This window comes from Pseudooceanicola sediminis (assembly GCF_003575965.1).
GTDB lineage: Bacteria > Pseudomonadota > Alphaproteobacteria > Rhodobacterales > Rhodobacteraceae > Pseudooceanicola > Pseudooceanicola sediminis.
This window is the reverse complement of record NZ_QWJJ01000003.1, coordinates 56792-70132: the sequence shown is the minus strand read 5'-3', so window position 1 is coordinate 70132 and position 13341 is coordinate 56792. Positions and strand designations below refer to the sequence as shown.

The 13341-nt window shown below is 64.0% G+C and carries 12 protein-coding genes; 3 read left to right on the top strand and 9 right to left on the bottom strand.

Translation table 11 applies throughout. The features are described 5' to 3' along the window. Positions 1-8: 8 nt before the first annotated feature. The 9 genes from DL237_RS04020 to DL237_RS03980 form a co-directional block, all read right to left on the bottom strand. Positions 9-557, bottom strand: a complete 549-nt coding sequence (locus tag DL237_RS04020) for a CHAP domain-containing protein (protein ID WP_119397759.1) — start codon at positions 555-557, stop codon at positions 9-11. A 357-nt stretch (positions 558-914) separates the two neighbouring features. Continuing rightward, the gene (locus DL237_RS04015) at positions 915-2399 is read right to left on the bottom strand and encodes an aldehyde dehydrogenase family protein (protein ID WP_119397758.1); all 1485 of its coding nucleotides are present in this window, start codon (positions 2397-2399) and stop codon (positions 915-917) included. Further along, positions 2396-2740: a cupin domain-containing protein gene (locus DL237_RS04010; RefSeq protein ID WP_119397757.1), complete on the bottom strand. Its 345-nt coding sequence runs from the start codon at positions 2738-2740 to the stop codon at positions 2396-2398. Before DL237_RS04010 ends, DL237_RS04015 begins: the two co-directional genes overlap by 4 nt. A gap of 5 nt (positions 2741-2745) precedes the next feature. Then, positions 2746-3102, bottom strand: coding sequence for a cupin domain-containing protein (locus DL237_RS04005; protein ID WP_119397756.1), 357 nt, complete (start codon positions 3100-3102; stop codon positions 2746-2748). Further along, positions 3099-4376, bottom strand: coding sequence for a nucleotide disphospho-sugar-binding domain-containing protein (locus tag DL237_RS04000; protein ID WP_119397755.1), 1278 nt, complete (start codon positions 4374-4376; stop codon positions 3099-3101). Before DL237_RS04000 ends, DL237_RS04005 begins: the two co-directional genes overlap by 4 nt. Before the next feature lie 55 nt (positions 4377-4431). Continuing rightward, entirely contained in the window at positions 4432-5484 is a 1053-nt protein-coding gene (locus tag DL237_RS03995; protein ID WP_119397754.1) for an ABC transporter ATP-binding protein, read from the bottom strand. Next, positions 5481-6269 (bottom strand): ABC transporter permease, encoded by a 789-nt coding sequence (locus DL237_RS03990; RefSeq protein ID WP_119397753.1) that lies wholly within the window; start codon positions 6267-6269, stop codon positions 5481-5483. Before DL237_RS03990 ends, DL237_RS03995 begins: the two co-directional genes overlap by 4 nt. Next, on the bottom strand, positions 6262-7110 hold the full coding sequence (locus DL237_RS03985; protein ID WP_233544856.1) for an ABC transporter permease: 849 nt from the start codon (positions 7108-7110) through the stop codon (positions 6262-6264). The genes DL237_RS03990 and DL237_RS03985 overlap by 8 nt, the downstream gene beginning before the upstream one ends. A gap of 61 nt (positions 7111-7171) precedes the next feature. After that, positions 7172-8209 (bottom strand): polyamine ABC transporter substrate-binding protein, encoded by a 1038-nt coding sequence (locus tag DL237_RS03980; RefSeq protein WP_119397752.1) that lies wholly within the window; start codon positions 8207-8209, stop codon positions 7172-7174. Between the two features lie 197 nt (positions 8210-8406). Here DL237_RS03980 and DL237_RS03975 point away from each other — a divergent pair, with 197 nt between their 5' ends. From DL237_RS03975 to DL237_RS03965, 3 genes are all read left to right on the top strand, one after another. Further along, complete coding sequence (locus DL237_RS03975) at positions 8407-9339, top strand: GntR family transcriptional regulator (protein WP_119397751.1); 933 nt, start codon at positions 8407-8409, stop codon at positions 9337-9339. Next, entirely contained in the window at positions 9336-10613 is a 1278-nt protein-coding gene (locus DL237_RS03970) for a nucleotide disphospho-sugar-binding domain-containing protein (RefSeq protein ID WP_119397750.1), read from the top strand. The genes DL237_RS03975 and DL237_RS03970 overlap by 4 nt, the downstream gene beginning before the upstream one ends. A gap of 344 nt (positions 10614-10957) precedes the next feature. Next, the gene (locus DL237_RS03965; RefSeq protein ID WP_119397749.1) at positions 10958-12856 is read left to right on the top strand and encodes an ATP-binding protein; all 1899 of its coding nucleotides are present in this window, start codon (positions 10958-10960) and stop codon (positions 12854-12856) included. Positions 12857-13341: the final 485 nt, after the last annotated feature.

Here is a 13341-nt window from a genome sequence, read left to right as displayed (position 1 = left end):
TCGGCCGATCACTCGGTGATCTTGGCGGGCAGGATGAAACCGTGGGTGGGATAGACGCTGCCGAACTGGTTGGGATTGCTTTCAAGGCGCACCTTGGTCCAGTCGTTCTTTTCCGACACGTCGATCACGTCCATCGCGACCGAAATCTCGTTGCGTTCCCAATTGGCGTGGTCGACCAGGATTTCACGGCTCGACTTGATGCCGGAAACGACGGCGACATGGCCCAACGGCATGGAGCCGGTCGCCTTGAAGGCCATCACGGCGCCGACCTTGGGCGTCTGGGCCTGCACGAATGTGCCGCGGGCCTGGCTCCACCATGTGCGGGCATCGCCGTAGATGTCGATACCGCTGACGTTGCGCGCGAAGGGCACGCACCAGACGCGGCGTCCGGCAGCCTTGAGGCTTTGCACTTCGGCAAAGGCGAAAGCTTCCCGGTCAGGGTCCAGGCCAGACATCGTCTGGGAGGAATTGGTTTGCGAACAGGCCGCAGCGGTCAGAAGGAGTGCGCAGAGCATCGGCAGCTTGAGCCAAGGCGCACGGGCGTTTGTCACGCTCATTCGATCTCTCTAGGTCTAGGTATGCAAACAGGCCCCTGTCCCGAGCGGCCCTGACCGACCATCGGAAATTTCTTGGTAAATTCAAAGTGCGCAATTGGTGAACGGCGGCTTTTCGCCGTCAACTTTTCAGTAACCGCGCACCAATGCAGCATCGGCGCGCTGATTTATTGGGGAAAGCGTTGTTTTATTGGGTGGCGGCGGGCCGCCGAGCGGGGTTTTTCCCGCATTTATCGGGCAATTCGGCACGGAATCCGAGGCTGTTTTGCCGTTCTCGCCGCCTCACACAGCGTCCAAAGCGGCGTGAGGCGGCGGAATCATGGTGAACTTTTTTGCGATTGGCGCGTTAGCCGAGGTTGATCACACCAGTTTGCGCCCGCCCGCATCGAGGAACCATTCGTCCGGGTAGGGATACCACCAGTCGTGACGTTTCGGTCTGTGATCGAGGATCACCATTTTCGAGCGCCGGAAGGCATCGAGGCCCTGCCGCCCCAGTTCGCGGCCCATGCCCGACGCCTTCCAGCCGCCGAAGGGCAGCGCATCGTTGTCGATCATCGGGTTGTTGATCCAGACCATGCCGGAGTCGAGCCGCTCTGACGCCTCGTGCGCCTCGGCCAGGTCGGTGGTGAAGATCGCCGCGCCGAGGCCGAAGGGCGTGTCGTTTGCCGCTGCGATCGCGGCGTCGAAATCGGGCACGCGGCAGATGGCGGCGACGGGGCCGAAGCATTCCTCGTGCAGGATATCCATGTCGGGGGTGCACCCGGTCAGGATGGTCGGCGCGTAGAACCAGCCGGGGCCGTAGGTGCCACGCGTGCCGCCGGTGATCAGGGTCGCGCCCTTGGCCAGCGCATCCGCGACAAGGCGTTCGACCTTCTGGCGGGCCGGTTCACTGACCAGCGGGCCGATTTCGGATTTTTCCAGCCCGTTGCCGATGCGCAGGGCCTCGGTCTGGGTTTTGAATTCGGCCACGAAGGCATCGTGGATGCTGTCCACCACATAGAGGCGTTCGGTCGAGGTGCAGACTTGGCCCGTGAGGTGGAACGCGCCGGTGACTGCGCCTGCGGCGGCGATCTCGATCGGCGCGGAGGCGGTGATGATCATCGGGTCCGAACCGCCCGCCTCGATCACCGCGGGTTTCATCCGGGCCCCGGCGGCGGCGGCAACCGCGCGGCCTGCGGCGACCGATCCGGTGAAGGCGACGGCATGGGTGCGCGGGCTTTCGACCAGCGCCTGACCGGTCGCGGCCCCGCCCGGCAGGCAGGCAACAAGGTCTTGGGGAAGGTCATCGAAGACGCGGCAGAAGTCGAGGGTCGACAGGGTCGTCGCCTCGGCCGGTTTGATGATGCAGCCGTTGCCGGCGGCCAGCGAGGCCGCGACCGTCCAGCACATCAGCAGCACCGGAAAGTTGAAGGGCATGATGTGGACCGACACGCCCAGCGGTTCGTAGCGGGCGTATTGCAGCGATCCCGCCTGCGTGGTGCCCGCGATCTTGCCCGCGTCATCGCGCGCCATTTCGGCGTAGTAGCGGAACACCGGGGCGACGTTCGCCAGCTCGCCTATGGCGTCGGGATAGGGTTTGCCCATCTCGCGGCTCATCAGGATGGCGCAGTCGGTGAAATCGCTGGATTCGATGCGGTTGGCGAGGCGGTGCAGGATCTGGGCGCGGGTCTTGGCGTCGACCTTTTTCCAGAGGGCCTGTGCGGCGTCGACGCGGGTGATCGTGTCGTCGAGTTCGGTTTGCGTCACCGTGACGCGCTGGCCGACGGTTTCCAGCGTGGCCGGGTCGATGACGGGGTGCTGGGGGCCTGCGGAGGGGTGCAGACCGGGGGCGCGGTAATAGCTCATCTGATCATATAGACCTTCTTGACCGTCTCATGCACGGTGCAGGTGCCGCGCCAGTCCTGCGGAAAGAAGGCGGCGGTGTCGGGCGTGATCTCGATCACCTCGCCATCCTCGTGGACGTAGGTCGCGCGGCCTTGCAGGAAGTGGCAGAATTCGTCACGGGTGACGTGGCAGGCCCATTTGCCGGGCGTGCAGATCCAGAGGCCGCATTCGTTTTCACCATTCGGCCCCTTGTGCAGCAGCTTGCCGGAGGTGTGGCTCTCGCCCTCGATCATCGTGGGGATCAGGCCCCAGTCGGTGGTGTCGGTGATGGAGAGGGGGGAGGTCATGACGGGGGTTTTCATATGTGTCAGCTCAGCATGTAGATGTTGCGGATGGTCTGGTGAATCGTCGCCTGTCCGCTCCAGCCGGCGGGGAACAGGACGCAGGTGCCGGGGGTGACCTCGATCACCTCGCCGTCGTCGCTTGTGTAGGTGGCGCGCCCGGCGGTGAAATGGCAGAATTCGTCGCGCGGGATGGACAGGCGCCAGGTGCCGGGGGTGCAGACCCAGATGCCGGTTTCGGGGCTGTTGTTGGGCCCCTTGAACAGCAGGCGGCCGGTGTTGTGCGACTGACCCGCGATCATGTCGGGCTGGTCGCCCCAGTCGACAAGGTCGTCGTACGTGCTGGCGGCGTGGATATGCGGGGCGGAGGAGGAAAGCGTCATTCTGTCAGGCTCACGAGGATCTTGGCGGCCTTTTCCTGGCCGTTTTGCGATTGCATATGGGCGGAGGTGGTGGCGAGGCGCGCGGCCATGTCGGCATCGCTCAGGCAGGCCTCGATCTTGGCGATCAGCTCCTCGTCGGTCCACTCGTACCGGTCCGAGCGGAAGCCGTGGCCGGTTTCCTGCACGCGCATGGCGTTGTCGTGGCCATCCCAGACATAGGACATGATGATCGCGGGTTTGCCGAAATAAAGGCATTCGGTGAAAGAGTTGTTGCCGCCGTGGTGGATGACCGCATCGACCTGCGGGATGACCGAAGGCTGGGGGAACCAGCTGTCGATGATGACGTTGTCGGGCAGGTCGCCGTATTGGTCCTTGTAGTCGCCCACGTTGACCAGCGCTCGGTAGCGGGTGGTGCCGATCAGGGTGATCAGGCGTTTCAGCAGGTCGGTATCCCCTGCCCCTAGCGAACCGAAGGAGATATAAAGCAGAGGGCCGTCGTTGTTGGCCTTGAAGGTCGGCACCGTGTAGGGGGCATCCTGACGCACGCAGCCTTCAAGGTATTGAAACTGCGCGGGGTTCAGCGGTTCGGGGCGGTGGTATTTCACCTGCTCGGGGTAGAGCAGCAGGTTCATGAAGGGCGACGCCTCGAAGAACTGGCCGAGGGGGTACGGATCTTCGCCGGTGGTGGCGAGGAAGGCGTTGAAATCGTCGTGGATCGGCTTGATCACCTCGTGGAATTTCGCGCGAAAGGCGGCGTGGCCTTCGGTGTCGGTTTCCGACATGCCCGAGAGGTGCGGCGGGATCGCGTCATCCTCGATCTCGTTCTCCGAGCAGGAGATGATGCGGACCCAGGGCACGCCATATTGCTTGATCGCGGGGAACAGGATCACGTTGTCGACGGAAATCACGTCGGGTTTGATCGCGGCGAGGACCGAGGGCAGGTCCTTTTCGGCCCATTTGGCGGAATCCACGATCGCCTCCCAGCACTCCTTCACGTAGTTGTCCAGCTGGTCGATGGGGGCCTTGCGGAAGTTCGGGATGTGGCCGTTGATGAAATCCTCCCAGAACTTTGCCATCTGTTCGGGGGGCATGGGGGCGGAAAGGTTCACGGCGTGGGCCTCGAACCCGTAGCCCTTGTAGACATCGACAAAGCCGGGGTCGGACAGGAAGACGGCCTTGTGGCCCATGCGTTCGACCGCCTGCGCGATGCCGACCGAGTTGAGGGCGGGGCCAAAGGCGGCCTCGGGGAAGAAGGCGAAGGTTTTCTGGGTCATGGTGGCTCCTCTGCGGTGGGATCGGCCCTCTGGCGGGGCGTTTTCTTGGGACGGGTCAGGCGGGAAAGACGCGGGTGTCGCGGGCAGACCAGCCGAGGGTGACGGTATCGCCGGGCCTTGGCGCGCGGGATTCGGCCTGATCGGCGGTCAGGCGCAGGATGACGGGGCGCGGCGACAGCGGGGTTTCGACGTGCAGTTGCAGATCCAGCCCGTGATAGGCCAGCGCGGTGACCCGGGCCGTCAGGGCATTTTCACTGGCATAGCCATCGAGGTGCAGGCGTTCGGGGCGGATCGCGGCAATCGCCGCCCCCGTCAGACCCGGCGGGATCGGGGCGGCAATCTGCGTACCGTCGTCGGCGCGCAGGATGGTGCCGTCGCTGTGAACGGGAAAGAAGTTCATCACGCCGATGAAGTCGGCGGCAAAGCGGCTGGTGGGGTGTTCGTAGATGTCGTGCGGGGTGCCGACCTGAAGCAGCGCACCGTCTTTCAGGATGGCGATGCGGTCGGCCATGACCAGCGCCTCTTCCTGATCGTGGGTGACGACGATGAAGGTGATGCCGAAATCGGCCTGAATGCGTTTCAGTTCCAGCTGCATGTCGCCGCGCAGTTTCTTGTCGAGCGCACCGAGGGGTTCATCGAGCAGCAGCAGACGCGGGCGTTTGACCAGCGCGCGGGCCAGGGCAACGCGCTGGCGCTGACCGCCCGACAGTTGGTCAGGCTTGCGGTTGGCGAGGGCGGAGAGCTGGATGGTTTCCAGAATGTCCCCGACGCGGGATCTGATTTCGGCGCGCGGCAGATGCTCCATCTCAAGCCCGTAGGCGATGTTCTTGGCGACGGACATGTGCGGGAACAACGCGTAGCTTTGAAACATCAGGTTGACCGGGCGCTTGTTCGGCGGGATCTGGGCGATGTCGCGGCCATCCAGCAGGATCCGGCCGGCGCTGGGCAGTTCAAACCCCGCAAGCATCCGCAGAAGGGTGGTCTTGCCCGAGCCTGACGCGCCGAGCAGGGCGAAGAATTCATTCCCGGCAATATCGAGGGACACGTCATCGACGGCGCGCATCTTGCCGAAGTCTTTTTGCAGGTTCTGGAGGGAAAGCAGGGTCATTGGCCGGGTAGTCCACCGCGGTTGAGGCGTTGCGACAGGGTGAGGGCAAGCACCGAGATGCCCATCACGATGGTCGCAAGCGCGTTGATTTCCGGGGTCACGCCGAACCGGATCATGGCAAAGATCTGCATCGGCAGCGTGGTCGAGGCCCGCCCGGCCCCGGCGGTAAAGAAGGCGATGACGAATTCATCGACCGACAGGGTAAAGGCCAGCAGCGCGCCGGCGACGATGGCGGGGCTGAGGACCGGCAGGATGACGCGGCGCAGGGTGGTCAGGGTCGGCGCGCCGAGGTCGGTCGAAGCCTCGACAATCGACCAGTCGAAGGTTTTCAGCCGGGCCCGCACGACGGAGCAGACGAAGGCGAGGTTGAAGACGACATGCGCCAGGATGATCGTGTGCAGCCCCATGGTCACGCCGAGCAGCGAGAAGAACGACAGCAGCGCGATGGCCAGCACGATGTCGGGGATGATCATCGGGGCGAAAATGATCGTCTCAAGAAAACGCCCCTTGCGGCGGCGGATCTCGACCCCGACGGCCAGCAGGGTGCCGAACAGCGTGGCGAGGATCGTCGAGACGACAGCGACGATCAGGGTGTTGAGCGCCGCGCCGATGATGTCGGCGTTGCTGAACAGCTCTGCGTACCAGCGGGTCGAAAAGCCGGTCCAAGCGGTCGGCAGGCCGCCGTCGTTGAACGACAGCGCGACAAGGACAGAGATCGGCAGGTAGAGGAAAGCGAAGACAGCGGCGAGGATGGCCAGCATCAGGGGCAGCGGGGCGTTACGCATTGCGGCCACCGGAGGCCTTTTCCGACGCGAAGGTCTGGAGCGTCAGCAGGCCCATCATGATGGCGATCAGGAAGATCGACAGCGCCGCGCCAAAGGGCCAGTCATTCGCCGTCAGGAACTGCGCATAGACCAGGTTGCCGATCATCTGGAACTGTCCGCCGCCCAGCAGCGCCGGGGTGACGAAATTGCCGATGGACAGCACGAAGACGAAGGTGAACCCGGTGGCGATGCCGGGCACGGTCATCGGCAGCACGACGCGGCGAAAGGTGGTCCAGCCGCCCGCCCCCAGATCGCGCGAGGCCTCGGACACCTCGGGGTTGAGGCGCGACAGGGGCGCGTAGCAGGCGAGGATCACGAAGGGCAGGTAATTGTAGACCAGGCCGACGACGACGGCGGTTTCGGTATAGAGCATGCTGGGCAGCTCTCCCTCAAACCCCAAAAGCCGGGCAAGGTGGACGATCAGCCCTTCGCGGTTCAGCAGCACGATCCAGGCATAGGTGCGCACCAGGTAGTTCGACCAGAACGGCAGCACGGCAAAGAACAGCAGCAGGGGCTGGTGGCGGCGGGGCATGGCGGCGATGGCATAGGCGGCGGCATAGCCCAGCACCACCGCGATCAGCGCCGACAGCCCGGCAATCCAGGCCGATTTCAGAAAGATGCCGGCATAGAGCGGGTCGAACACCAGGCGGATGTTTTCCCAGGTCAGGGTGTATTCGATGCCGCCGTAAAGCCCGCGCCGAAAGAAGGCGAGGCCGAGGATCAACAGGCAGGGCACCACCATGAAGGCCGTGAGCCAGCCCAGCGCGGGCGTCATCAGGTAGAGGGGTCTGCGGTCACGCATCAATGCACCTTTGCGCCGCCCCGCGCATGGCGGAGCGGCAAAGAGCCAGGGGAGGGAGGCCTCAGTCGGCGGCCTTGATTTCGGACACGATGCGCGAATAGGCGCGCTGTGCCTCGCCCACGTCGAGCAGCTGTTCGTAGCCCAGCAGGTCCTCGGGGGTGATCCCCATGTTCGGGAAGGTCGCGATCAGCGACGGGTCAAGACCCTCCATCGCGGCCTTGTTCGGCACCTTGTAGAGGATGTTTTCCGCCGCCCAGCGGTGGTGTTCGGCGTCCAGCATCCAGTTGACGAAGGCATAGGCGGCGTCCTTGTGCTCGCTGCCCTTGATGATCACCATGGTGTCGACCCACAGGTCGGAGCCCTCGGCCGGGATCACGTACTTGATGTCGGCGTTTTCCGCGATGCCGTAGTTGCACCAGCCGTCCCATGCCTGCACCAGGTCCGCCTCGCCCGAGACCAGCTTGGCGTAGAAGGTGGTGTCGTCGTAGGCCAGCAGCGTCTGCTTGGCCGAAATCAGGTCTTCCTTGACCTTGGCCAGCTCGGCCTCGTCAGTCGTGTTGACGGAATAGCCATTGGCCAGCTGCGCCGCGGCCAGCAGCCAGCGGTCGGTCGCCAGCATCGTCACCTTGTCCTTGAGATCATCCGGCGGGGTCAGCAGATCCCACCAGCTGTCGGGCGTCTCGTCGATGAGATCGGCGCGGTAGCACAGCCCGGTGGTGCCCCAGGCGTAGGGCACGGAGAAGGCGTTGCCCGGATCGTGCTTGAGTTCGTTCGCAGCCGGATAGAGGTTGGCGATATTGGGCAGCTTGGCATGATCCAGCGTTTCCGCGATGCCGAGCTTGTTCAGCACCTCGGCAAAGGGAGAGGAGACGAAAACCACGTCGTAGCCCGCGCCCTTTGAGGCAATCAGCTTGCCCATGATCTCCTCGTTCGTGCCGTGCAGCACGAGTTCGGCGGTATTGTCGGTGTCGGTGTTGAAGGCGTCGATGGCGTCGGGGGCCATGTAGCCATCCCAGTTGGAAATGACGAGGTCGTCGGCACTGGCGGCGCTGGTCAGCGCGGCGATCAGCGCAAGACCGGTGAGAGGTGTGCGGAACATGAATGTCCTCCTGTTGGCTCTGTTGGATGCACCCCGGTTGGCGGGGGATCTTTTTGTGATGCTTTTCAGCTGCGGTTCTTGATGACCGTCATGATTGTCAGTATTGTTGACGTGAAAAATACGTCAACTTGTATTCGCTGTCCTTTGGCGCCAGGCGCCGCCAGATGCCAGCGACAGCGCCCCACAGGACAGATTTCATGGCCGAGCCTCGCAGAAACGCGCGCCAGAACCACCTGGCCCTGGCCAAGCAGGTGATTGGCATCGCGCTGGAACGCGGCCTTCAAAGCGGCGAGCACCTGCCCGAGCAGGTCTATTCCGAAGCCTGCGGCGTTTCCCGCACCCCCATGCGTGCAGCCTTCAAGATACTGGAAGAAAACGAAATACTGTCCTGGCGCGAGGAAGAGGGATACTTTCTTGAGACCGGGCCACAAGACGGGCTGACCGAAGCCGCGCAGCTACTGGAGGAGATGGAGGATTCGCTGGCAACGCGCATCCTGTCGGATCGTGCCGCGCGCCGCATCAGCGATGTGCAATCGGTCAGCGCCCTTGTGCGAAGATATGGCAGGTCACGCAATACTGTTCTAAATGCGCTAAAAATACTGGCCCGGGACGGAATCGTGACGCAATTGCCCGGCCGGTCCTGGGCGTTCCAACCGATTCTGGACACCCCGCGCAGCATCGAGGAAAGCCTTCAGTTTCGCCTGATCCTGGAACCTCAGGCAATCACGGCACCCGGATTTGCGCTGGAGTCAAAGAAGGCCGGATTGCTGCGCGCGCAGATGCAGGCGCATTTGCAGACGCGGCAGGGGCGCATCGGGTCGGCCAGTTTCATGCGGATCGACACCGAATTCCACGGCTTTATCGCGGAATGTTCCGGCAACCGATTTGCGCGCGGGGCCTTGCTGGCGCATCACCGGCTGCGGCGGGCGACGCAAAAGGATATCTCGATCCCCGATTTCCGTCTGCGACAGTCGCTGGAGGAGCATATGGATATCCTCGACAGCCTGGAAAAGCTGCAATTCGACGTGGCCGCCGATCTGATGACACTGCACCTGCGCCGGTCGCGGATTCGCCGCCCCGATGCCGCGAACCGGGGTATCGTGCCGCTGATGCGGGGGCCGAACGCATGAGGGGGCGCAATGAAGCCCCCGTGATCGCCTTTTTCCCCGAGGCCAGTTTCGGCGCCGCGCTGAATTGTGTCGGGATCGCACAGGAGCTGGCGAGGATGGGGGCAGAGCCGGTGTTCGTCTGCCATCCCGGCTTTACCGGCGTCTTTGCGGACTACGGGTTCAAGGAATACCACCTGCCGGAACCGCCCGGCGGCAGCGCGCAGGCCAGCGCCGATTACTGGCAGGCGTTCATCAACACCCATATGCCGCATTTCAACCTTGATGCGCAGGCGCAGCTGGACACCTATGTCGCCCCGACATGGGAGGCGATCGTCGACACCGCCATCGACGCCGAGGCCGGGCTGGCCGCGCTGCTGGACCAGATCCGCCCGGACGCCATCGTGCTGGACAACGTGATCATGTTCCCCGCCATCGCACGGGCCGGGTGCCCCTGGGTGCGCATCGTGTCCTGCGCCGAGACCGAGCTGCCGGATGCCCACGTGCCGCCGTACCTGTCGGGTCTGGCGGCCGATGATCCGGCGCGCGCAGGGTTCGAAAAGGCGTATGCCCGCGCCACCCGCGCCGCGCACCGCCGCTACAACGACTTTCGCCGCGCGCAGGGGATCGCCCCGCTACCACAGGGTATCTTTCTGGAAAACGGCGACCTGACGCTGCTGCTGTCGCCCGAAGCGGTGCGCTATGAGCGCGCCCGCCCCCTGCCCGCGGATCGGTTTGCCTATCTGGATGGCTGCGTGCGCACCGAGAGCCGCTTTGACCTGCCGCGTCTGCCGGTGGCCGAGGGGCCGATGGTGTACCTGGGCTTTGGCAGCCTGGGGGCCATCGACACCGCGCTGATCACCCGGATGATCGCGGTCTTCGCCACCCTGCCCGCGCGCTTTGTCGTTAATGTCGGCGGCTTTCTGGATGCCTATGATCATGTGCCCGACAACGTGTATCTGGGCGATTGGTTTCCCCAGCCCTCGGTCGTCGAGCAGAGCGCGCTGTTCATCCATCACGGCGGCAACAATTCGTTCTGCGAGGCGCTGTATCACGGGGTGCCATCATTGGTGATGCCCTATTGCTGGGACGGTCACGACAATGCGCAGCGCGCCGAAGCGACCGGCACGGGGATGCGGATCGGGCGCGCCGACTGGAACGGCGAGACGCTGCGCACCGCGATCCTGCGCCTGCTGGACGATGAGGCGATGCGCACGCGTCTGGCCGCGATCTCGGGCCGGATGCAGGCCAATCCCGGGACACGCCGCGCGGCCGAGGCGATTCTGCGCCTGCTGTGACACCCGTCGTGCCGCCCATTGCCGTGCAACCGATGGCCTGACAGGCGGCCATTCCGGGGTGTGGTCGTCTGGGCCTGCGGTGTTATACGTTTGGTAAGGTCCGACCTCTACCGTCCGGCTTGGCGCCACCCGGCCGAAGATCGGGCGGCGTACCGCCAGCACGGATCACGCAAGGGGCCGTTTCCCGGCCGCGAAGAGGACAGGTACAGGATGACGCCCGACATGCTAAAGCTGTTTCGTGTTTTTTTCGTACATGTTATAGCTGCAAGCGTGCGGGAGCGGGGTCGTGGCCTGCCACCGCTTGTGTGTGTGCGGATCTGGCGATCCGGTAGAGGTACGTGCCAATGAACACCGATCAAAAAGCGGCCACATTCAGTCTTCGCAACCTCATGTCGCAGCTGTTTCAGGATCGGTCGATGCGGCTGATCATCCTGATCGTCGCAGTGTGCTGCATGATCGCCATTCCCGGCCTGAACTTTTTCGCACGGTCCCAGCAAACCCAGGCACAGGTCGCGGCGAACGAACTGCCCCTTGCCCTGCATCGGCTGGAACGCGAACTGGGCTATTCCGGGTTCATCCACAATTTCAAGAATGCGATCCTGCGACCGGACGAGCCGAAATATTACGAACGGACCCTGACGGATTACAACGACGCGATCGCGACCCTGGACGAGATCGAGGGGCTGGGCCTGAGCATCGGGCGCAGTTTCGATTTTTCCGCCCTGAAAAGCACGCTCGATGCCTACAGGGGCAACCTGGATGCCGCGCGCCGCGCCGCCGCCGACGGAATGAGCATTGCCGAAGTCGATGACCTGGTGCGGGTGCCTGACGATGCGGCGACGCTGGACCTTCAGGCCTTGCATGACCAGGTGAGGATTGCGCTGCGCGATTGGCTGCGCCAGGATCTGGCGCGATCACGGCTTCAGCTGCTTGGCCTGTCCGTGATGTTCTTTACGATTGCCGCGGTGCTGATCCTGTTCGTGATGGTCAGCTACTTTGCCCAGCGAGAACGCGAGCGTCAGTCGACGGAGCTGCACAATCGCCTCGCCTCGCTGGGCCAACTGACGTCGGGCATTGCGCATGACGTCAACAACCTGCTGGCCACCATCTATTACGCGGTCGACCTGACACTGGGCGAAACCATCCCCGAGACGTCGCGCCGGTTTCTGCATTCGGCCCAGAGAGCGATCGAACGCGGCCAGGACCTGACCGCGCGCCTTCTGTCCTTTGCCCGCCCGCAGCCCGGCAACGCCAAGACGCTGATGATCAGCGAAGTGTTTCACAACGTGCGCGAACTGGCGCTGCCGAACCTGGGCGACACGATCCAGCTGCGCATCACCGAGGAACGCCCCGGCCTGACGGTGCATTGCGACCAGTCCCAACTGGAAAACGCGATCCTGAACATGGTGCTGAACAGTCGCGACGCGATGGAAATGTCGGGCAAGGGCACCAGGATCACCCTGCACGCCGTATTGCACGGCCCCGACTTCGTTGTCGACGACGCCAGGTCGACGACCACGGTGCACCCCGCGCGCGTCTACGAAACCGCAGGCCCGGACCGTGGCCCCTCCATGAAAGATCCGACCACCTGTGTGCTGCTTTCGGTGATCGACGACGGCCCCGGCATGCCCGATGACGTGCGCCAGCGGGCGCTGGAACCGTTTTTCACCACCAAGGCGGCGCATTCCGGTACCGGCCTGGGCCTGTCGATCGTCTATGGCTTTGCCCAGAGCGCGGGCGGCGACGTTCAGATCGTTTCGGCCCCCGGCAAGGGAACGTCGGTGCAACTGTTGCTGCCGCGCGGGCTGGAAAAATCACATCACGACGCGCTTGAGGTAACACGTGGCCTGGACGCCGGGCGCGGCCAGCGCGTGCTACTGGCAGAAGACGAGGACGGATTGCGTGAATTGCTGGGCGTGACGCTGGAACAGATGGGTTACAGCGTGATTGCAGCGGAACACGGCCAGGCGGCGCTGAACATGGTAAAGGCGGGGGTGGAGTTCGACCTGCTGCTGAGCGATATCGTCATGCCGGGCAAGATCGATGGCTATGAGCTCGCCCGGCAGGTGCGCGAACTGCGTCCCAGCGTGCCGATCCTGTACCTGACAGGCAACGCCGGCCCGATGCTGGACAGGAACATCGCGGTAAAGGCCCCGATTCTGCGCAAGCCCTGCCCGCCCGACCGCCTGTCGGACGCAATTGCCGCCGCGCTGGCCCCGACGGCAACTGCGGGTACCTGCTGAGCGGACAGCTGCGTGCCAAGTGGGTTTGGTCCATGCCTGCGCCCCTTAGAATTTCGCGCAGGATCACGGCACCGGCTCCCCTTTGACCCGGCGCGCTACGCACCACTGCCTTGCGGGCCATTAGCCGTTAGCGGCTTGCAACTGGGGGCCCTTCCACGCGCGGCGCACGGCATTGCGGACCATTCCGCTGGGGACCATACAATTGCGACGTCGGAATTGGTCTTTCGGCCATGACATGATGCGTCGGGCTGCCTTGACCGGTGCCGAGAGTGCCGGAGACTTGTACTGCGTCTTAGTTGGTGACCCTCAGTTCGGCGGCAGCAGATCGCCCGTGACCACGATGGCAAAAATGACCAATGACGGCGGGGGTGTGATCGCGTGCCCATGTCGGACCAGACCTCCGACCGCGCCCGAGAGGCGGCAGCGTTACGGCAAGTGTCACGGACCGACCGACGCCCCGCGACCGCCATTGCTCCGCGGGGTCT

Excerpts from the sequence above, each read along its gene's own strand:
- DL237_RS03965 (WP_119397749.1), top strand. The coding sequence starts at position 10,958 with ATGAACACCGATCAAAAAGCGGCCACATTCAGTCTTCGCAACCTCATG.
- DL237_RS03970 (WP_119397750.1), top strand. The coding sequence starts at position 9,336 with ATGAGGGGGCGCAATGAAGCCCCCGTGATCGCCTTTTTCCCCGAGGCC.
- DL237_RS03995 (WP_119397754.1), bottom strand. The coding sequence starts at position 5,484 with ATGACCCTGCTTTCCCTCCAGAACCTGCAAAAAGACTTCGGCAAGATG.
- DL237_RS04020 (WP_119397759.1), bottom strand. The coding sequence starts at position 557 with ATGAGCGTGACAAACGCCCGTGCGCCTTGGCTCAAGCTGCCGATGCTC.
- DL237_RS04000 (WP_119397755.1), bottom strand. The coding sequence starts at position 4,376 with ATGACCCAGAAAACCTTCGCCTTCTTCCCCGAGGCCGCCTTTGGCCCC.
- DL237_RS03975 (WP_119397751.1), top strand. The coding sequence starts at position 8,407 with ATGGCCGAGCCTCGCAGAAACGCGCGCCAGAACCACCTGGCCCTGGCC.
- DL237_RS03990 (WP_119397753.1), bottom strand. The coding sequence starts at position 6,269 with ATGCGTAACGCCCCGCTGCCCCTGATGCTGGCCATCCTCGCCGCTGTC.
- DL237_RS03985 (WP_233544856.1), bottom strand. The coding sequence starts at position 7,110 with ATGCGTGACCGCAGACCCCTCTACCTGATGACGCCCGCGCTGGGCTGG.
- DL237_RS03980 (WP_119397752.1), bottom strand. The coding sequence starts at position 8,209 with ATGTTCCGCACACCTCTCACCGGTCTTGCGCTGATCGCCGCGCTGACC.
- DL237_RS04010 (WP_119397757.1), bottom strand. The coding sequence starts at position 2,740 with ATGAAAACCCCCGTCATGACCTCCCCCCTCTCCATCACCGACACCACC.
- DL237_RS04015 (WP_119397758.1), bottom strand. The coding sequence starts at position 2,399 with ATGAGCTATTACCGCGCCCCCGGTCTGCACCCCTCCGCAGGCCCCCAG.
- DL237_RS04005 (WP_119397756.1), bottom strand. The coding sequence starts at position 3,102 with ATGACGCTTTCCTCCTCCGCCCCGCATATCCACGCCGCCAGCACGTAC.